We start from the raw sequence: 20,026 nt of genomic DNA, 5'->3' as shown, positions 1-20,026 counted from the left end.
TTCATAATTATTCATTGCGCTCGCCCGAGGCACGGCTAATTCGGGCGAGCGTTGAAAAGGTATTATTTCACTAAAAATTTCTCAAGGAACTGGCGGGTACGCGGATGCTGAGGATCGGCGAACAAGGTTTTCGCCGGCCCCTGCTCGACGATTTGCCCCTGATCCATAAATATCGCCCGGTCAGCCACGTCACGCGCAAAGCCCATTTCGTGAGTAACGATCACCATCGTGCGCTTTTCCTGCGCCAGCTGGCGAATCGTATTAAGCACCTCGCCGACTAATTCAGGATCAAGCGCCGACGTCGGCTCATCAAACAGAATCACTTCCGGGCGCATCGCCAGCGCGCGCGCAATCGCCACGCGCTGCTGTTGCCCGCCCGACAGGCGGCGCGGATAACGGGTCTCTTTACCGGCCAACCCGACTTTGGCTAACAGTTCCCGCGCCAGCGCCGTCGCCTCGGCTTTCGGCTCTCCCTTTACAATCACCGGACCTTCAATGATATTTTCCAGCACGGTACGATGCGGAAACAGGTTAAAACTCTGAAAGACAAAGCCGACATGCTGGCGTAGCTGGCGAATCAACCCTTTTTGCTGGCTGAATGGGCGGGTGGTATCGATGATAATATCGCCTACTTTAATGGTGCCCGCTTCCGGTTGTTCCAGCAGGTTAATACAGCGTAATAATGTTGTCTTCCCTGAGCCGCTCGGGCCGATAATGGCGACGACTTCTCCGGGCTTCACCTCAAGGTCGATACCGTGCAGCACCGTTTGACCATGAAATTTTTTGACCAGGTTGGTGACTTCGATAGCACTCATTTTGGCTCTCTCTCCTGGCGGTTAAGCTGGTTTTCGAAATAGTTTTGCAGTGCCGATAAGACGGTCGCCATTACCCAGTAGATTAACGACGCGGCCAGATACATGGTAAACACCTCCAGCGTTCGCGAGGTAATTAACTGCGCCTGGCGAAACAACTCCGGCACCTGAATCGTCGCGGCGAGCGACGTATCTTTCACCAGGCTGATAAAGCTGTTGCTCAACGGAGGAAGCGCGACGCGAGCCGCCTGCGGCAAAATAGCGCGACGTAGCGTTTGCCACGGCGTCATGCCAATGCTCGCCGCCGCTTCCCATTGTCCCTTGTCGATAGCCGAGATCGCCGCGCGCAGCGTCTCGGACGTGTAAGCCGCGGTATTGAGCGATAAACCAATCATCGCCGCCGGGATAGGGTCCAGCTCAATACCAAATTGCGGCAGGCCGTAATAGATCATAAATAACTGGGCGATAAGCGGCGTACCGCGAAAAATCGAGATATAAAAGCGCGCCAGCCAGCGAACCGGCCATAGCGGAGACATCCGCATCAGCGCCAGCACAAATCCCAGCAGCAGACCAAAAAACATACCGCCAATACTCAGTTGCAGGGTAAAGGCGGCGCCTTTAAGCAAATACGGCAGCGATTCAATAACCAGTTGGATACTTTCTTGCATTCGCGTTGATTACCTGGAGGTTATACATGAGGATGGTAGGCAAACAGCGCAGGCGCCCCACCGGTGTGAATAAAGAGAATCGGCCCGTCATCGTTAAAGCGTTTCTGGCTGATGCCGTCTATCAGACCCGCCATCGCTTTACCGGTATATACCGGATCCAGCAGCACTCCCTCCAGGCTCGCCAGCAGTTTCACCGCCTCCATCCCCGCGTCATTTGGCACGCCGTAACCCGGGGCAAAATAGTCATCCCATAAATGAATATCCGCCGTCGCCGTCAGCGCCAGCTGACCGGCAATAGCCTGCTGCAAGGCAATCACTTTGGGTTTCTGCTCGGCGACAGAACGTGAAACGGTCACGCCAATCAGTTCGACATCCGGCATCAGATGTTCCAGCCCGACAGCTAACCCGGCGTGCGTTCCGGCGCTGCCGGAGGCCACCACCACCGAAGAGAGCCCGACAACTTCTTCACACTGCTGGGCGATTTCCAGGGCGCTCTCTACGTATCCCATTGCCCCCAGCGCGCTGGAGCCGCCGACCGGAATCACATAGGGCCTGAACCCTTGCGCTTCAATGCGCGTCGCCAGCGTTTGCAGCTGCGCATCCGGATCGGTTAGCGCATCGCACATCTCAATTTGCGTATTAAATAAATCCAGTAACAGGCGATTACCATTCGTCAGGTAATTTTCCGCGGTGGTACCGATTGGATTTTCCAGCAAAGCGACGCAATGCAGTCCCAATTTGGCCGCGACTGCCGCCGTCTGACGGACATGGTTCGACTGAATCGCCCCTGCGGTTATCAGCGTATCCGCCCCTTCTCGCAGCGCATCGGCCACCAGAAACTCCAGCTTACGCAGTTTATTACCGCCCATTGCAATGGGCGTAACGTCATCGCGCTTAATGTAAATCTCACGGCCAAGATAATCAGACAATCGCGGCAGGTATTCGAGCGGGGTCGGCGCGCCAATAAGCTCCAGGCGAGGAAAGCGCGTTAAGTGATGTAGTGGCATTGAGCCTCCGGTAACGTTGTGGTGTGTTCTTTTTATTATGCACGTTGATCCAACGGAAATAAAAAAGGCGCCGATTCACGCGCCTCCGTTTGCTGACATAGTATGAGGTTGATATTGCCCGGCGGCGCTCTGCCTGCCGGGCAACGTAGAGCATTATTGGGTCACGTCAGCGCCAAACCATTTTTCAGAGAGGGCTTTTAAGGTGCCATCTTTTTGCATTTCCGCAATGGCGTTATCTACCGCCTTCAGCAAGTCTTCGTTGCCTTTACGTAACGCAACGCCGGACTCCTGACGCGAAAACGCATCACCGGTGACGGCCAGCGTACCTTTGGTTTTTTTCACCAGATCCAGCGCCGCCAGACGATCGACTAAAATCGCGTCAATACGGCCTACGCGCAGATCCTGGTATTTTGTAGGATCATCGTCATAAGTACGGATATCCACGCCCTGAACATGTTGACGTAGCCACTCTTCATAGTTAGTCCCCAGCCCAACGCCAACTTTTTTGCCCTGCAGATCGGCAGCCGTTTTGATCGTGCCTTCATTGCCTTTTTTCACCAGCGCCTGAACGCCGGAGACAGTATAAGGCGTAGAGAAATCATATTTTTTCTTGCGGACGTCTGAAATCGTGACCTGGTTTATCACTACATCAATGCGTTTAGCGTCCAGCGACGCCAGTATTCCGTCCCATTTGGTCGGCTTCAACAACGCTTTAACGCCCAGATGTTTTGCCAACGCCTCGGCGAAATCGACTTCAAAACCGGTTAATTTGCCGTCTTCGCCCTGAAAGCTAAACGGCGGATAGGTACCTTCCAGCCCTACCAGCAGCGTGCCGCGTTCTTTAACTTTGTTCAGCAAACCCTCATCGGCAAAGCTCTTCGCGCTCATTCCCGCCACCAGCGCTACAGCCATTACTCCCATCAGTGCCTGACGTCCCAGTAGTGCTAATTTCATAGTAACCCCGAATATTGCCGTTAATGACCATAGACTGTGTCCCGCCATGGCGCATCGTCACGTCTCGCGAACCTTTGGGGGACTCAGCCTAATGTAGAAGGTTTGCCACGTTTCACCAACACGACTCTGCTACATCTTATGCTTTTTTAATATATATCAGAACTGGCGGTAAAGGGGGATTTCTGTCTGGGCGCAATCTGCTGATGCGCTTTATATTGCTGGTATTTACGTAGTGCGATACGGTAATTATTGGTGCTGGTTTCCGGCAACCATGGCGCCAGGCTTTCATCGAGAAAACCGTCCTGCAGCAGATCGTGGGAAATGTTTTGCTCGCTGAGGTAATTGCCAAGACGCCGTAAACGCACGACATATTCCCGCACCGTGCCATGGCTCATCTCGGTTTGTTCAAACAAATACTGCTTGAAACCGATAATATCGAAAAAATCACTCTGCTTTTTGCAGTGCAAATCGCCGCAAAAGCGACACAGCGCCACCCACTCCTTCTGCTCCCGCTGCCAGGCAGCGTCGTCAAGTAGCATATCCAGCTGTGAAATAGCGATTTTATTAACGATCTTGCCACGGCGAACCAGCGTAATGCGGTCGAGCAGTTTGTGACAATGCGCGCAATGCGTCTGGCTGTGTTTAAAGTCTTTAAGATAGCGGCTCAAGGGCCGCCTTTTAGGTTGCTGCACCGTCATGAGAACTCCTGGTAGTCTATACGTTGTGCGGCACTTTTCGGGTACGACCATGCGCGACCTATAACTTACCCAGTTTGGTGCGTAATCGTTTGATGGCCTGACTATGCAACTGGCTGACCCGCGATTCGCCAACTTCCAGTACCGCGCCAATCTCTTTGAGGTTGAGCTCTTCCTGGTAATACAGCGTTAACACCAGTTGCTCGCGTTCCGGCAGCGATTCAATCGCGTCCATTACCCGCTGTCGCAGGTCGCCCTCCAGCAGTTGATGTAACGGGTTTTCCTGTTGATGTTCTTCAGTCACCAGTTCGATGCTATCGCCATGCTCTTCCCGCCACTCATCATAAGAGAAAAGTTGGCTGTTGTTGGTATCGAGCAACATCTGACGATACTCCGCAACAGGGATGCCAAGACGTTCCGCCACTTCGGTTTCCGTCGCATTACGCCCCAGTTCCTGCTCCAGTTGTCCCATCGCCTGCGCCACTTCGCGGGCATTACGCCGGACGCTACGCGGCACCCAATCGCGGCTGCGTAATTCATCCAGCATCGCCCCACGAATACGCTGCACTGCGTAAGTGGTAAATGCCGTTCCTTGCAAAGCGTCATATCGGTCGACCGCATTTAATAACCCGATGCCGCCCGCTTGTAGCAGATCGTCCAGTTCCACGCTCGCCGGCAATCGCACCTGCAGGCGCAATGCTTCGTGACGCACCAGCGGTACATAACGCTGCCACAGCGAGTGTTTATCCATTACACCTTCAGCGGTATACAGTGAATTCACGATAAACAGCCCTGCGTTAAATGAGTTATCGGCATGATTATCCGTTTCTACAGAGGGTTCTATCGAAGGAATAAGGCTATAAAAGAAGGGTTATTTCACTTATGTAACCTGTAGCGCCTTTTTAGCGGCTAAAAGAGCAGAATAAAATCAGCCAGATAGGATAAACGGGATGCGCAAAAGCCCACCCCGAACAAAACTATGTCAGAAGATGAATCATCGACAGATCGTCGCCAGTACGCACCGTTTCTATATGGCGATGAAAATTCGCCGCCACCTCGCTGTTATGCTGGCTGCGGGAGTGAAAACTATACACAATATTGGTAACGTCATCCCACTCAAGCCGCCCGCGCTCATGCACGCTGGCTGCCGTTAATAGCTTAATAAAGGCATATTCCGCCACGATAATATACAGCGCGCGTAACGGGTCGACATTCGGCTGGTTGGGGAAATTATTTTCCCAAATTTTATAGAGAATTAAATTTCTGAAAGCCCAGTTCTTCTGCTGCTCATCCGCCTGTAAACAGCGCGCTAATGAGGACTCAATATCGCTCACCTTCTGCTCCATTGAAACGCCCTCTTCCGCCGTCAGCACCCGCAGAAGACACTGGATGTAGTGATCGAGGATAACACTGCCACGATTAAGCGGGAGCGAGCGGAAATAGTCCTGCATCTGCAATACCAGCGAGGTTTTTACCTTGCTATCCGGCGCGATATTCATCAATTCCTGCGCCAGCACGCCGGTCTGCAACTGTTCAAGTAGCGCGGCATACACCTGTTCCAGTTCACCCAGCGCGGCATCATCAATTTTGGCAAATTTCTGTGCATACATGACGAATTTAATCAACGCATAGAGCGCGGCTTCCGTACTGCTGTTGGCATGGTTGATCAGACTCAGGCAAAACAGATTGAGTAACTTTTGCTGCGCTGGGAATAACGGCGCAGTATTGAATGTCTGCTGAATGATTGTTTTTTCGCCGAGCGCCATCGCGTCAGGATCGTTTAAAATACGCGACGTTACCTCCGGGCAGGCAAGACTCAGGGAGTTACGTACCTCATTTTTATAGGTATGGTGCGCCCGTGGGAAAGAGGAACAGGTATGACTTAATGCCTTTGCGCCTAACGTTTTTTGTACCCGGCACAGACGGTCCTCATCCAGATAAGGGCAATTCCCCAGCGCCGAAGGCAGCTTAATTTCGCCCCAGTGGCTGTTGTTCTTTTTCAGCAGAATAATATTATCTTGCGCGATGGTACGAATCGTCGCGTCTTTACTGGCGAGATACTTTTTGACCGTCGTCTTATCCAGCGTGATTTTCCAGCCCTTACAACAGTGGTCGCGACAGGCCGAGCCAGAACAGGAAAAGCGGGTGACAAAGGCAGGTTCAGTGACGGTGATTTCTTTCATTACACAGGCTCCGGAATTAAAAAAGGCAGCTTTCGCTGCCTTGATTGTGTACCACGTGTCGGTGAATCAATCGCCGGATTAACGCAATAAAGAGAGGACGTTTTGCGGAACCTGGTTCGCCTGCGCCAGAACGGAGGTACCGGCCTGCTGCAGAATCTGCGCGCGAGACATGTTGGAGACTTCGGTCGCATAGTCGGAATCTTCGATACGGCTACGGGCTGAAGACAGGTTATTTACGGTATTGCCCAGGTTGGTGATAGCGGAGTTGAAACGGTTCTGAACCGCACCCAGGTCAGAACGCAGCGCATCCACCTGCGCCAGCGCGGCATCAATTTTAGCCAGCGGGTTTTCAGTGGTTGTAGCAGCCGCTTCAGCCAGCTCTGGCTGTGCTTTGAAGTTGTGACCAGCAGCTTTGCTGGCATTATAGGTTTTACCGTCGATAGAAACGACTTCAGTTTTACCGTCTGCGCCACCCAGTTGGTTCAGTGCAGTTTTAGTGTTGCCGCCTTTATCGGTATATTCAGTGGTGTTAATGCTGAACGATCCATCTTTATTTTTTGTTGCAGCATAAATATTAGCCCCAACTTTAACACCGAAACCGCCATCAATAGTCTTACCGTTTTTATCCGTATAAGACATCGTAACTAATTGACCTTTTGCAGCATCAGCAGCACTAATACCACTGTCGGTCAACTGATCTTTAACTGCTGTACTGAGAGCTACAGGTTTTGGCTGCGTTTCGGTTACTGCCGTCGCCGTGGCTGGCATGCCTCCTGTCACTTTCGTGGTTGTCGGCATTGTAACAGTGCCATCATCTGCAACACTAACTTCATAAACACCATTTTTAGTAGCGTCGCCAGCGGTTAAACCTTCTACTTCAATAAAATATTTATTATCAGTTGCATCGAAGAAGACTTTACCATCCTTAATTGCAGCAGTACCGTTTGTTGCACCACCAACACCCGTTTTAAGAGCTGCATCATTAAGACCAGTGGTATTGAGTGTTGCCCCACCGCCGCTTTTAACTGCTTCGCTCTTCACATCATATTTTTTCTGCACATTCAGCGTATCCAGACCCAGGGTCTGAGAGTTGATCTGTTTCAGATCGATATCGATGGTTTCACCGTCGTTAGCGCCGACCTGGATGGTCAGGGTGTTGTCCTGCGCCAGGACTTTCACGCCGTTGAACTGGGTCTGGCCAGAAACACGGTCGATTTCGTTCAGGCGCTGGGTGATTTCAGCCTGGATGGAGTCGAGGTCAGACTGGGAGTTGGTGCTGTTAGCAGACTGAACCGCCAGTTCACGCACACGCTGCAGGTTGTTGTTGATTTCGTTCAGCGCGCCTTCAGTGGTCTGCGCAATGGAGATACCGTCGTTAGCGTTACGGGAAGCCTGAGTCAGACCTTTGATGTTCGCGGTGAAACGGTTAGCAATCGCCTGACCTGCCGCATCGTCTTTCGCGCTGTTGATACGCAGACCGGAAGACAGACGCTCGATAGCGGTACCCAGAGCGGACTGGGATTTGTTCAGGTTATTCTGGGTCAACAGCGACAGGCTGTTTGTATTAATGACTTGTGCCATGATCTTTTCCTTATCAATTACAACTTGATGTTATTGGGCTGTTGCCCACGGTTTCTCACCGTAACCCTTGTATCGGCACCTGAATTTCGAACTTTAGAAAATTTTTCACTTCCCCCGATCTTTTTCTTAGGCGGCGAAATAGCCGCTTTATGCATCATTATTCCGCGCATTATTTTTGCAAAATTATCATTAAACTTTGCCTCCAGATTGCCGATAACGCGCTTAACTACTGTTTGCAATCAAAAAGGAAGAAGGCATGGCTTCAATTTCATCATTAGGTGTGGGATCAAACTTACCGTTAGACCAGTTGTTGACAGACCTGACAAAGAACGAAAAAGGACGCTTAACGCCAATTACCAAACAGCAGAGCGCGAATTCGGCAAAGCTAACCGCCTATGGCACATTGAAAAGCGCATTAGAAAAATTCCAGACGGCAAATACCGCGTTAAATAAAGCGGATTTATTTAAGTCTACCGTGGCGTCCAGCACGACAGAGGACCTCAAAGTCAGTACTACCGCAGGCGCTGCCGCAGGGACTTATAAGATTAGCGTAACCCAGCTTGCCGCCGCGCAGTCGCTGGCGACAAAAACCACCTTCGCAACCACCAAAGAGCAGTTGGGCGATACGTCGGTCACGTCCCGGACAATTAAAATTGAACAGCCGGGACGTAAAGAGCCGCTGGAAATTAAGCTGGATAAAGGCGACACCTCCATGGAGGCGATCCGTGACGCCATCAATGACGCCGACAGCGGTATCGCCGCCAGCATCGTTAAGGTCAAAGAGAACGAATTCCAGTTGGTGCTTACCGCCAATAGCGGTACCGACAATACGATGAAGATCACGGTGGAAGGCGATACAAAACTTAACGATTTACTCGCTTATGACAGCACCACCAATACCGGCAATATGCAAGAGCTGGTGAAAGCAGAAAACGCGAAGCTGAACGTAAACGGCATCGACATTGAGCGTCAGAGCAATACCGTAACCGACGCCCCTCAGGGAATTACGCTCACCCTGACGAAGAAAGTGACCGACGCGACCGTGACGGTAACAAAAGATGATACCAAGGCGAAAGAGGCGATTAAATCCTGGGTGGATGCCTATAACTCGCTGGTGGATACCTTTAGCTCGTTAACCAAATATACCGCCGTTGAGCCGGGCGAAGAAGCCAGCGATAAAAACGGCGCGCTGTTAGGCGATAGTGTGGTTCGTACTATCCAGACCGGGATTCGGGCACAATTTGCCAATAGCGGCAGTAATTCTGCGTTCAAAACAATGGCGGAAATTGGCATCACCCAGGATGGGACTTCCGGCAAACTGAAGATTGATGATGATAAGCTGACCAAAGTACTGAAAGATAACACAGCCGCAGCGCGTGAGCTGCTGGTAGGCGATGGTAAAGAAACGGGTATCACCACCAAAATTGCCACCGAAGTGAAAAGTTATCTGGCGGATGACGGCATTATTGATAATGCGCAGGACAACGTTAACGCCACGCTGAAAAGCCTGACGAAACAGTACCTGTCCGTTAGCAACAGCATCGATGAAACCGTTGCCCGTTACAAGGCCCAGTTTACCCAACTGGATACCATGATGAGTAAGCTGAATAACACCAGTAGTTATTTGACCCAGCAATTTACAGCTATGAACAAGTCCTGATAACAGAGGTCACCATGTACACCGCGAGCGGTATCAAAGCTTATGCGCAAGTCAGCGTGGAAAGCGCCGTGATGAGCGCCAGCCCGCATCAGTTGATTGAAATGTTGTTTGATGGCGCGAATAGCGCTCTGGTGCGCGCTCGCCTGTTTTTAGAACAAGGCGATGTTGTCGCGAAAGGTGAAGCGTTAAGCAAAGCCATCAATATTATCGATAACGGGCTGAAAGCCGGCCTCGATCAGGAAAAAGGCGGTGAGATTGCGACGAATCTTTCCGAGCTATACGACTATATGATTCGCCGTTTACTGCAGGCTAATTTGCGTAACGACGCTCAGGCCATCGAAGAAGTGGAAGGGTTACTCAGCAATATTGCAGAAGCCTGGAAGCAGATTTCACCGAAAGCATCTTTCCAGGAGTCTCGTTAATGACCTCAACCGTGGAGTTTATCAACCGTTGGCAGCGTATTGCGCTGCTCAGTCAATCGCTGCTTGAACTTGCGCAGCGAGGTGAATGGGATCTCTTACTGCAACAAGAGGTCTCCTATCTGCAAAGTATTGAAACGGTGATGGAAAAGCAAACTCCACCGGGCATTACGCGAAGTATTCAGGATATGGTCGCCGGATACATCAAACAAACGCTGGATAATGAGCAGCTCCTGAAAGGGCTGCTGCAACAGCGACTGGATGAACTGAGTAGTTTGATCGGACAATCCACCCGCCAAAAATCACTCAACAACGCGTATGGCCGTCTTTCCGGTATGTTACTCGTGCCAGACGCGCCTGGCGCCTCATAATATTTTCCCGTCTCGTATGAAAATTCTTCCATACTCCAGAGGTCGGCTAAACGACTTCTGGAGCACGGAAGATGAAAAACCCCACGTTATTGCAGTACTTCCACTGGTATTATCCCGACGGCGGTAAACTCTGGTCTGAGCTGGCGGAACGTGCTGATGGGCTGAATGATATTGGTATCAATATGGTCTGGCTACCGCCCGCCTGTAAAGGCGCCTCCGGCGGCTATTCCGTAGGCTATGATACCTACGACCTGTTTGACCTCGGCGAATTTGACCAAAAAGGAACTATCGCGACAAAGTACGGCGATAAACGCCAGTTACTGACGGCGATAGACGCGCTCAAAAAAAATAATATTGCGGTGCTGCTCGACGTCGTCGTGAACCACAAAATGGGCGCAGACGAAAAAGAACGTATCCGCGTTCAGCGCGTGAATCAGGATGACCGCACGCAAATCGATGACAACATCATTGAATGCGAAGGCTGGACGCGCTACACCTTCCCTGCCCGCGCGGGCCAGTATTCCAACTTTATTTGGGACTATCACTGTTTCAGCGGCATTGATCACATCGAGAATCCCGACGAAGACGGCATTTTTAAGATCGTCAATGACTATACCGGCGATGGCTGGAACGATCAGGTTGATGATGAGCTGGGTAATTTCGACTATCTGATGGGGGAAAATATCGATTTTCGCAATCACGCGGTTACGGAAGAGATTAAATATTGGGCTCGTTGGGTCATGGAACAAACCCACTGTGACGGCTTTCGCCTGGACGCGGTAAAACATATACCCGCCTGGTTTTATAAAGAATGGATTGAGCATGTACAGGCGGTTGCGCCAAAACCGCTGTTTATTGTCGCAGAATACTGGTCGCATGAAGTGGATAAACTGCAAACGTACATCGATCAGGTCGACGGGAAAACCATGCTGTTCGACGCGCCGTTGCAGATGAAATTTCACGAGGCCTCGCGCCAGGGCGCGGAGTATGACATGCGCCACATATTCACCGGCACTCTGGTAGAAGCCGACCCTTTTCATGCGGTGACGCTGGTCGCTAACCACGATACACAACCGTTACAGGCGCTGGAAGCGCCGGTAGAACCCTGGTTCAAACCATTGGCCTATGCGCTGATCCTGCTTCGTGAAAACGGCGTACCGTCAGTGTTTTATCCCGATTTATACGGCGCCAGCTATGAAGATAGCGGCGAAAATGGCGAGACCTGTCGGGTCGACATGCCGGTGATTAACCAACTGGATCGGCTGATCCTCGCTCGTCAGCGTTTTGCGCACGGTATACAAACACTCTTTTTCGATCATCCTAACTGTATCGCCTTTAGTCGCAGCGGTACTGAAGAGAATCCAGGCTGTGTGGTTGTACTTTCCAATGGCGACGACGGTGAAAAAACCCTCCTGCTCGGCGACAATTACGCTAACAAGACCTGGCGTGATTTTCTGGGAAACCGCAGTGAGCATGTTGTAACTAATGATCAAGGCGAAGCGACGTTCTTCTGCAACGCAGGCAGCGTCAGCGTGTGGGTCATTGAGGACGTGTGATGAGCGTTCCCGGCGGCAGAGCGCTGCCGGGAAGCGAAATTACGGCAGCGGCGTCGGCAGCGGCGTTTTTTCTAACGCGGCGGCGCACTCCGGCGTCGGACGAGCGACCCGTTGCAGCGTCATGCCATCATATTCCAGGGTATTCCCGTCGCGCTCAATCTCATAGAGCTCACGCTTAACCGTAACATTGGTTAAGTCATCGGAGAGCATGGTCAGCTTGCCCGGCAGAGCAATAACGCGCTGCCACTGGCGGCAGTCCAGCGTATCGCCTTCTTTAGTCACCACCAGGCTGGCGATAGCTTCAGGACTCACCAGCTTACGTTGCGGGCCTTTTGACTGCCAGTACCCTTCCAGACCGGCCGGCGCGGGCGTTTTCACCACATCATTATAGTTTTCCACCTCGGCGCATCCGGCCAGAACCAGCAATGCGCCAACGATCGCTACTTTTTTCATCATTCATCCTGCATCAGAAGAAAGAGGAATTGTGGCATTAAAGCCCTGACGCCGCCAGCCTTTCCAGGCGCTGGCCGCAATTTGATCCAGTCGGTATTACCGCTTATTAGGTGTAGGCAAATTCTGTGATCGGTGTAGTATGCGCACTTCTTGTTTCACACCTTCTGAGTTCAGAGGCTAAACACATGTCATGGCAACACTTCAAGCAAACCTGGTTAATTAAATTCTGGGCGCCGGCCCCTGCGGTGATCGCAGCCGGTATTCTCTCTACCTATTATTTTGGCATCACCGGCACGTTCTGGGCCGTGACGGGCGAATTTACCCGCTGGGGCGGGCAAATTTTGCAGCTTTTTGGCGTTCATGCCGAACAGTGGGGCTACTACAAGCTGATTCATCTGGAAGGTACGCCGCTGACGCGTATCGACGGCATGATGATCCTCGGCATGTTCGGCGGCTGTTTCGCCGCGGCGCTGTGGGCCAACAACGTAAAACTGCGTATGCCGCGCAGCCGAATCCGTATCGTACAGGCGGTGGTCGGAGGCATGATCGCTGGCTTCGGCGCGCGTCTGGCGATGGGGTGTAACCTGGCCGCCTTTTTTACCGGAATCCCGCAGTTCTCCCTACACGCGTGGTTCTTTGCGCTGGCGACCGCTATCGGCTCCTGGTTCGGCGCCCGCTTTACGTTGCTGCCGATGTTTCGCATACCGGTGAAAATGCAAAAGGTCTCCGCGGCTTCGCCACTGACGCAGAAACCGGATCAGGCAAGACGGCGTTTCAGGCTCGGTATGCTGGTCTTTATCGGCATGATTGGCTGGGCGTTATTAACGGCAATGCATCAGCCGAAACTGGGGCTGGCGATGCTGTTCGGCGTCGGGTTTGGGCTGCTGATCGAGCGCGCGCAAATCTGCTTTACTTCGGCCTTTCGCGACCTGTGGATCTCCGGACGCGCCCATATGGCGAAAGCGATTATTTTCGGCATGGCGGTCAGCGCCATTGGTATTTTCAGCTACGTGCAGTTGGGCGTTGCACCTAAAATTATGTGGGCTGGCCCGAATGCGGTCATTGGCGGACTGCTGTTCGGTTTTGGCATCGTGCTGGCGGGCGGCTGCGAAACCGGCTGGATGTACCGCGCCGTAGAAGGCCAGGTGCATTATTGGTGGGTGGGCCTCGGCAATGTCATCGGTTCAACCATCCTGGCTTACTACTGGGATGATTTCGCGCCCGCGCTGGCGACCAGTTGGGATAAAGTTAACCTGCTGAATACCTTTGGTCCGCTGGGCGGTCTGCTGGTCACCTATCTGTTGTTATTTACCGCGCTGATGTTAATCATCGGCTGGGAAAAACGTTTTTTCCGCCGTGCGGGGCTGACGCCTGCTAAGGAATCTGTATGAAAAATATCGTCCCTGATTACCGTCTGGATATGGTTGGCGAACCTTGCCCGTACCCGGCGGTCGCCACTCTGGAAGCGATGCCGCAGCTAAAAAAAGGTGAGATCCTGGAAGTGGTGAGCGACTGTCCGCAGTCCATTAATAATATTCCACTGGATGCGCGCAATCACGGTTATACGGTGCTGGATATCCAACAGGATGGCCCGACAATTCGTTATCTGATTCAAAAATAAGCGCATACTCCCGCTGTACGTTACGGCGGGAGACCTTTTACGGCATAACCGGCAAAAATCTAAAACGCATAAAAGAAATCAGACAAGGTCGTCTTGTGCGCCGTGGCATAAATCTATTATATAACGTATACCGTTTTAATTTTGTTTGAGCCGATGAAAAACCCATGACTATTTTAAGCAAAACATAAAATAATTATTATTTTCCCTCTACGTCATAAAAGACTATCAGGTATTTATATTTTTACTCACTGACATTATCAGGTGATGATTTATTTATGCACAGCAGAAGCCAAAAAAATGATAAAAATTATTTTCATCTCCATTATTGGAGTCGTCTGTCTTGCCGCTGCCCGTTACTCACCCGTCACAGTGGTCAATGCACATCCGAGCGCCATTGCCCGCTGTCTCGCTGATAATCTGTCCCCGTATGGGTATATACTGGATCTCCATGAAACAGATATTCCAGGCATTAATAAAGAATTTACCGTGTATTATCGCAACGGCGCATATATTGCAGGAACATTCTGGATTGCAAACTCAATGACAATAGCGTCAGAACGAATAGTAGGAATGAATGGCGTCAGTAAACAGGCGTACCCTATTTTTAATAAGTCCCTGCAACAATGTGCAACCCGCTTATCAATAAAATGAGCGCGCCTCGCAAAAATAAGCCCACATAATCACGCACTGGTTGCATGGGCGTCGCGTTCCCCGCCGCTGACTTAGGTAAGCGCCCGGGAGTTCGCTGCGGATGTGTTGTCAGCCCTGGCTTAAACCTGCATGGACATGACTTCCTGATACGCGGCGACCAGCTTATTGCGCACCTGAATCCCCATTTGCATAGAGACGGACGCTTTTTGCATATCAGCCATCACGTCATTAAGCGCAATGCCCGGCTCACCCAGAGTGAATTTTTCCGCCTGAACGCGCGCCGCCGTTTGTCTGTCGCTAATACGATCCAGCGCAGCATGTAGCTGGCCGGCAAAACTCACCGTCGACTGCGAGTGTGTTTCTTGCCCGCTTGCGGCCATCGCCGTCGCCTGTAACTGGCTAATAACCCCTTCAATCCCCTGTATTGCTGCCATGTTATTCCCCTGGATGATTTTTTACGCAGCAGAGATTACCAGTTTGTCAATAAGATAAAGGCGTTAAATAACGATAAAAAACCTCGGTTTTTAGCGCATAGAAAAATTCGAAACCACAAATAATGAGACCGTCAATTTTTCGAGTTTGCTGACCCGGGAGTGAGTCTTGTTCCACTTTGCAAAAAACGCCGTCCACGATCAGTCACGAGGTGCGAGATGAGTGCGACTGCATCGACTGCAACCCAACCTAAACCTCTCGAGTGGCTTAATCGCCTACGCGCGAATCCCCGAATTCCGTTAATTGTGGCGGGTTCCGCTGCCGTGGCGATCGTCGTTGCGATGGTGCTGTGGGCCAAAACGCCCGATTACCGCACGCTATTTAGCAACCTTTCCGATCAGGACGGCGGCGCGATCGTCGCGCAGTTGACCCAGATGAATATCCCCTATCGCTTTGCCAATGGCAGCGGCGCGATTGAAGTGCCCGCCGACAAAGTGCATGAACTGCGTCTGCGTCTGGCGCAGCAGGGGCTGCCTAAAGGCGGCGCGGTAGGCTTTGAACTGCTTGATCAGGAAAAATTCGGTATCAGCCAGTTCAGCGAGCAGGTGAATTATCAGCGCGCGCTGGAAGGTGAACTGGCCCGGACGATCGAGACGCTGGGGCCGGTAAAAAGCGCCCGCGTTCACCTGGCGATGCCAAAGCCGTCGCTATTTGTGCGGGAACAAAAATCCCCTTCCGCCTCCGTCACCGTCACACTGGAACCGGGACGGGCGCTGGATGAAGGACAAATTAGCGCCGTGGTACATCTGGTTTCCAGCGCTGTCGCCGGTTTGCCGCCAGGAAACGTCACTCTGGTCGATCAATCCGGTCATCTGCTCACGCAATCCAATACCAGCGGTCGCGACCTTAATGACGCGCAATTAAAATTTGCTAATGATGTGGAAAGCCGCATCCAACGCCGTATCGAAGCCATTCTGTCGCCTATCGTCGGGAACGGTAATGTTCACGCTCAGGTAACCGCCCAGTTGGATTTTGCCAATAAAGAACAGACGGAAGAGCACTACAGCCCGAACGGCGATGCGTCGAAGGCCACCCTGCGTTCACGTCAGTTGAATATTAGCGAACAAGTAGGCGCGGGCTATCCCGGCGGTGTGCCTGGCGCGCTGTCGAACCAACCAGCGCCGCCTAACGAGGCGCCGATCGCCACGCCGCCGACCAATCAACAAAACGCGCAGAATACGCCACAAACCAGCACCAGTACCAACAGTAACAGTGCTGGCCCGCGCAATACGCAGCGTAATGAAACCAGTAACTACGAAGTGGACCGCACCATTCGTCACACCAAAATGAATGTGGGCGATATTGAGCGTCTCTCCGTGGCCGTCGTGGTGAATTACAAAACGCTGGCAGATGGCAAACCGCTGCCATTGACCGCCGATCAGATGAAACAGATCGAGGATTTAACCCGTGAAGCGATGGGTTTTTCTGATAAACGCGGCGATACGCTAAATGTGGTGAATTCACCGTTTAGCGCAGTGGATAACACCGGCGGCGAACTGCCCTTCTGGCAACAGCAGTCCTTTATCGATCAGTTGCTCGCGGCAGGTCGCTGGTTGCTGGTGCTGGTGGTGGCCTGGATTCTGTGGCGCAAAGCGGTACGTCCGCAGTTGACGCGCCGCGTTGAAGAAGCGAAAGCGGCGCAGGAACAGGCACAGGTTCGCCAGGAAACCGAAGAAGCCGTGGAAGTACGCCTTAGTAAAGACGAGCAGCTCCAGCAACGCCGGGCTAACCAGCGTCTGGGCGCCGAGGTGATGAGCCAGCGTATTCGCGAAATGTCAGACAACGATCCGCGCGTGGTGGCGCTGGTCATTCGCCAGTGGATGAGTAACGATCATGAGTAATCTTAGCGGTACCGATAAAAGCGTCATTTTGTTGATGACCATTGGCGAAGACCGGGCGGCAGAGGTGTTTAAACACCTCTCCACCCGCGAAGTACAGGCGTTAAGTACGGCGATGGCTAACGTGCGTCAGATCTCCAACAAACAACTGACGGACGTACTATCAGAGTTTGAGCAAGAAGCGGAGCAGTTCGCCGCGCTGAATATTAACGCCAACGAATACCTGCGCTCCGTACTGGTTAAAGCGCTGGGCGAAGAACGCGCCTCCAGCCTGCTGGAAGATATTCTGGAAACGCGCGATACCACCAGCGGTATCGAAACGCTCAACTTTATGGAACCGCAGAGCGCCGCCGACCTGATTCGCGATGAACACCCGCAGATTATCGCCACCATTCTGGTCCACCTCAAACGCAGTCAGGCCGCCGATATTCTGGCGCTGTTTGACGAACGTCTGCGTCATGATGTGATGCTGCGTATCGCGACATTTGGCGGCGTACAGCCGGCGGCGCTGGCGGAATTGACCGAAGTGCTGAATGGCCTGCTCGACGGTCAGAACCTGAAACGCAGTAAAATGGGCGGCGTAAGAACCGCGGCGGAAATTATCAACCTGATGAAAACGCAGCAGGAAGAAGCGGTTATTACCGCTGTGCGCGAATTCGACGGCGAACTGGCGCAGAAAATCATCGACGAGATGTTCCTGTTCGAAAATCTGGTGGATGTGGACGATCGCAGTATCCAGCGTCTGTTGCAGGAAGTGGATTCCGAATCGCTGCTGATCGCTCTGAAAGGCGCCGAACCGCCATTACGCGAGAAGTTCCTGCGCAATATGTCCCAGCGCGCCGCCGATATCCTGCGCGACGACCTTGCCAACCGTGGCCCGGTTCGTCTGTCTCAGGTGGAAAACGAGCAGAAAGCGATTCTGCTTATTGTGCGTCGTCTGGCGGAAACCGGCGAAATGGTGATTGGCAGCGGCGAGGATACCTATGTCTAATGAATTGCCGTGGCAAGTCTGGACCCCCGACGATCTCGCCCCGCCTCCGGAGACGTTTGTGCCGGTTGAGGCTGATAACGTGACCTTGACAGACGATACGCCGGAGCCCGAACTCACTGCCGAACAGCAGCTGGAGCAGGAGCTGGCGCAGCTAAAAATACAGGCCCATGAACAAGGTTATAACGCCGGGCTGGCGGAGGGACGGCAAAAAGGACACGCGCAGGGATACCAGGAAGGGTTAGCGCAGGGGCTGGAGCAAGGACAAGCCCAGGCGCAGACGCAGCAGGCGCCGATTCATGCCCGTATGCAGCAGTTAGTGAGCGAGTTTCAGAACACGCTTGACGCGCTCGATAGCGTTATCGCCTCACGGCTGATGCAAATGGCCCTGGAGGCTGCGCGTCAGGTCATCGGCCAAACGCCGGCGGTGGACAACTCGGCGCTGATTAAACAGATCCAACAACTGTTGCAGCAAGAGCCGCTCTTTAGCGGCAAGCCGCAGTTGCGCGTGCATCCGGACGACTTACAGCGGGTGGAAGAGATGCTGGGCGCCACGCTCAGTCTTCACGGATGGCGGTTACGCGGCGATCCAACGTTGCATCACGGCGGGTGTAAAGTCTCTGCCGATGAGGGCGATCTGGACGCCAGCGTCGCTACTCGCTGGCAAGAGTTGTGTCGCCTGGCGGCGCCGGGAGTACTCTGATGACCACGCGTTTGACCCGCTGGCTTACCGCGCTCGACAACTTTGAAGCCAAAATGGCGTTATTGCCGGCGGTGCGTCGTTATGGACGTTTAACCCGCGCCACGGGCCTGGTACTGGAGGCCACCGGTCTCCAGCTTCCGCTGGGCGCCACCTGCATTATTGAGCGCCAGGATGGCCCTGAAACCAAAGAGGTGGAATCGGAAGTCGTCGGTTTTAACGGCCAGCGTCTGTTTTTAATGCCGCTGGAAGAGGTCGAAGGCATTCTGCCCGGTGCCCGCGTTTACGCCCGTAACGGACATGGCGACGGTCTGCAAAGCGGCAAACAGCTACCGCTCGGCCCGGCCCTGCTTGGTCGGGTGCTGGATGGCGGCGGTAAACCGCTCGACGGACTGCCTGCGCCGGATACGCTGGAAACCGGCGCGTTAATCACGCCGCCGTTTAACCCGCTACAGCGAACGCCAATCGAACATGTGTTGGATACCGGCGTACGCGCTATCAACGCGTTGTTAACCGTAGGGCGCGGTCAGCGTATGGGACTCTTTGCCGGTTCCGGCGTTGGTAAATCGGTTCTGCTTGGCATGATGGCGCGCTACACGCGGGCGGACGTGATTGTCGTGGGACTTATCGGCGAACGTGGCCGCGAAGTTAAAGATTTTATCGAAAATATTCTCGGCCCCGACGGTCGCGCGCGTTCGGTGGTGATTGCCGCCCCGGCGGATGTCTCGCCGCTGCTGCGGATGCAGGGCGCCGCCTATGCCACCCGTATCGCCGAAGATTTTCGCGATCGCGGACAGCATGTGTTGCTGATTATGGATTCGCTGACGCGCTATGCGATGGCGCAGCGTGAGATTGCGCTGGCAATCGGCGAACCGCCAGCCACCAAAGGTTATCCGCCTTCGGTGTTCGCAAAGCTGCCGGCGCTGGTCGAGCGTGCCGGTAATGGCATCCACGGCGGCGGCTCTATCACCGCGTTTTATACCGTGTTGACCGAGGGGGACGACCAACAAGATCCCATTGCCGACTCGGCACGCGCAATCCTCGACGGGCACATTGTCTTGTCCCGCCGTCTGGCGGAGGCCGGGCACTATCCGGCCATTGATATCGAGGCGTCAATCAGCCGGGCGATGACCGCGCTCATTACCGAGCAGCACTATGCGCGGGTACGGCTATTTAAACAGTTGCTTTCCAGTTTCCAGCGTAACCGCGATCTGGTCAGCGTCGGCGCCTATGCCAAAGGCAGCGATCCGATGCTCGATAAAGCCATTACCTTATGGCCGCAACTGGAAGCGTTTTTACAGCAAGGCATTTTTGAACGGGCCGACTGGGAGGACTCTCTGCAGGCGCTCGATTTAATTTTCCCGACGGTGTGATAAA

At 53.0% G+C, this 20,026-nt stretch carries 21 protein-coding genes; 11 read left to right on the top strand and 10 right to left on the bottom strand.

Features of this window, described 5'->3' with window-relative positions; translation table 11 throughout:
* Window positions 1-62: 62 nt before the first annotated feature.
* The 8 genes from tcyN to EOS97_RS19370 form a co-directional block, all read right to left on the bottom strand.
* On the bottom strand, window positions 63-815 hold the full coding sequence (gene tcyN / locus EOS97_RS19405) for an L-cystine ABC transporter ATP-binding protein TcyN (RefSeq protein WP_021000448.1): 753 nt from the start codon (window positions 813-815) through the stop codon (window positions 63-65).
* Window positions 812-1,480 carry a cystine ABC transporter permease gene (gene tcyL, locus EOS97_RS19400; RefSeq protein WP_023256747.1) on the bottom strand — a complete coding sequence of 223 codons (669 nt, stop codon included), beginning with the start codon at window positions 1,478-1,480 and terminating at the stop codon, window positions 812-814. Before tcyL ends, tcyN begins: the two co-directional genes overlap by 4 nt.
* Window positions 1,481-1,500: 20 nt before the next feature.
* Entirely contained in the window at window positions 1,501-2,487 is a 987-nt protein-coding gene (gene dcyD, locus EOS97_RS19395) for a D-cysteine desulfhydrase (protein WP_001128188.1), read from the bottom strand.
* A gap of 153 nt (window positions 2,488-2,640) precedes the next feature.
* Complete coding sequence (tcyJ, locus tag EOS97_RS19390) at window positions 2,641-3,441, bottom strand: cystine ABC transporter substrate-binding protein (protein WP_000761630.1); 801 nt, start codon at window positions 3,439-3,441, stop codon at window positions 2,641-2,643.
* 146 nt (window positions 3,442-3,587) lie between these two features.
* Complete coding sequence (gene fliZ / locus EOS97_RS19385) at window positions 3,588-4,139, bottom strand: flagella biosynthesis regulatory protein FliZ (protein ID WP_000218080.1); 552 nt, start codon at window positions 4,137-4,139, stop codon at window positions 3,588-3,590.
* A 58-nt stretch (window positions 4,140-4,197) separates the two neighbouring features.
* Window positions 4,198-4,917, bottom strand: a complete 720-nt coding sequence (locus EOS97_RS19380) for an RNA polymerase sigma factor FliA (protein WP_001087453.1) — start codon at window positions 4,915-4,917, stop codon at window positions 4,198-4,200.
* A gap of 196 nt (window positions 4,918-5,113) precedes the next feature.
* Window positions 5,114-6,319, bottom strand: coding sequence for a flagellin lysine-N-methylase (fliB, locus tag EOS97_RS19375; RefSeq protein ID WP_058805646.1), 1,206 nt, complete (start codon window positions 6,317-6,319; stop codon window positions 5,114-5,116).
* 78 nt (window positions 6,320-6,397) lie between these two features.
* Window positions 6,398-7,900, bottom strand: coding sequence for a FliC/FljB family flagellin (locus tag EOS97_RS19370; RefSeq protein WP_023212507.1), 1,503 nt, complete (start codon window positions 7,898-7,900; stop codon window positions 6,398-6,400).
* A 256-nt stretch (window positions 7,901-8,156) separates the two neighbouring features.
* On the opposite strand from EOS97_RS19370, the gene fliD reads away from it, so the two are divergent.
* From fliD to amyA, 4 genes are all read left to right on the top strand, one after another.
* Entirely contained in the window at window positions 8,157-9,560 is a 1,404-nt protein-coding gene (fliD, locus tag EOS97_RS19365; RefSeq protein WP_000146806.1) for a flagellar filament capping protein FliD, read from the top strand.
* Window positions 9,561-9,574: 14 nt separating this feature from the next.
* Window positions 9,575-9,982 carry a flagellar export chaperone FliS gene (gene fliS / locus EOS97_RS19360; RefSeq protein WP_000287764.1) on the top strand — a complete coding sequence of 136 codons (408 nt, stop codon included), beginning with the start codon at window positions 9,575-9,577 and terminating at the stop codon, window positions 9,980-9,982.
* Window positions 9,982-10,350 (top strand): flagella biosynthesis regulatory protein FliT, encoded by a 369-nt coding sequence (gene fliT / locus EOS97_RS19355; protein ID WP_000204899.1) that lies wholly within the window; start codon window positions 9,982-9,984, stop codon window positions 10,348-10,350. Before fliS ends, fliT begins: the two co-directional genes overlap by 1 nt.
* Before the next feature lie 71 nt (window positions 10,351-10,421).
* On the top strand, window positions 10,422-11,906 hold the full coding sequence (gene amyA / locus EOS97_RS19350; RefSeq protein WP_000795481.1) for an alpha-amylase: 1,485 nt from the start codon (window positions 10,422-10,424) through the stop codon (window positions 11,904-11,906).
* Between the two features lie 39 nt (window positions 11,907-11,945).
* Here amyA and yedD read toward each other — a convergent pair whose 3' ends face one another.
* Complete coding sequence (gene yedD, locus EOS97_RS19345) at window positions 11,946-12,359, bottom strand: lipoprotein YedD (RefSeq protein ID WP_000754694.1); 414 nt, start codon at window positions 12,357-12,359, stop codon at window positions 11,946-11,948.
* A gap of 185 nt (window positions 12,360-12,544) precedes the next feature.
* Between yedD and yedE the strand changes: the two genes are divergently transcribed.
* From yedE to EOS97_RS19330, 3 genes are all read left to right on the top strand, one after another.
* Window positions 12,545-13,750 carry a selenium metabolism membrane protein YedE/FdhT gene (gene yedE / locus EOS97_RS19340; RefSeq protein ID WP_001669248.1) on the top strand — a complete coding sequence of 402 codons (1,206 nt, stop codon included), beginning with the start codon at window positions 12,545-12,547 and terminating at the stop codon, window positions 13,748-13,750.
* On the top strand, window positions 13,747-13,980 hold the full coding sequence (gene yedF / locus EOS97_RS19335; protein ID WP_000790504.1) for a sulfurtransferase-like selenium metabolism protein YedF: 234 nt from the start codon (window positions 13,747-13,749) through the stop codon (window positions 13,978-13,980). Before yedE ends, yedF begins: the two co-directional genes overlap by 4 nt.
* 264 nt (window positions 13,981-14,244) lie before the next feature.
* Window positions 14,245-14,631, top strand: coding sequence for a hypothetical protein (locus EOS97_RS19330; RefSeq protein ID WP_000639596.1), 387 nt, complete (start codon window positions 14,245-14,247; stop codon window positions 14,629-14,631).
* Window positions 14,632-14,750: 119 nt separating this feature from the next.
* On the opposite strand, the gene fliE is transcribed toward EOS97_RS19330, so the two are convergent.
* Window positions 14,751-15,065 (bottom strand): flagellar hook-basal body complex protein FliE, encoded by a 315-nt coding sequence (gene fliE, locus EOS97_RS19325; RefSeq protein WP_000719042.1) that lies wholly within the window; start codon window positions 15,063-15,065, stop codon window positions 14,751-14,753.
* A gap of 216 nt (window positions 15,066-15,281) precedes the next feature.
* Here fliE and fliF point away from each other — a divergent pair, with 216 nt between their 5' ends.
* From fliF to fliI, 4 genes are read left to right on the top strand one after another with little or no spacing between them, the layout of a single operon-like run.
* Window positions 15,282-16,964: a flagellar basal-body MS-ring/collar protein FliF gene (gene fliF / locus EOS97_RS19320; protein ID WP_001276832.1), complete on the top strand. Its 1,683-nt coding sequence runs from the start codon at window positions 15,282-15,284 to the stop codon at window positions 16,962-16,964.
* Window positions 16,957-17,952 carry a flagellar motor switch protein FliG gene (gene fliG, locus EOS97_RS19315; protein ID WP_000067735.1) on the top strand — a complete coding sequence of 332 codons (996 nt, stop codon included), beginning with the start codon at window positions 16,957-16,959 and terminating at the stop codon, window positions 17,950-17,952. The genes fliF and fliG overlap by 8 nt, the downstream gene beginning before the upstream one ends.
* Window positions 17,945-18,652 (top strand): flagellar assembly protein FliH, encoded by a 708-nt coding sequence (fliH, locus tag EOS97_RS19310; RefSeq protein ID WP_000064158.1) that lies wholly within the window; start codon window positions 17,945-17,947, stop codon window positions 18,650-18,652. Before fliG ends, fliH begins: the two co-directional genes overlap by 8 nt.
* Window positions 18,652-20,022 carry a flagellar protein export ATPase FliI gene (fliI, locus tag EOS97_RS19305; protein ID WP_000213257.1) on the top strand — a complete coding sequence of 457 codons (1,371 nt, stop codon included), beginning with the start codon at window positions 18,652-18,654 and terminating at the stop codon, window positions 20,020-20,022. Before fliH ends, fliI begins: the two co-directional genes overlap by 1 nt.
* Window positions 20,023-20,026 lie beyond the last annotated feature (4 nt).

It is taken from the genome of Salmonella sp. SSDFZ54, assembly GCF_004010735.1.
GTDB lineage: Bacteria > Pseudomonadota > Gammaproteobacteria > Enterobacterales > Enterobacteriaceae > Salmonella > Salmonella enterica.
The sequence above is the reverse complement of the archived record's forward strand: the minus strand, read 5'-3'. Positions and strand labels throughout refer to the sequence as shown.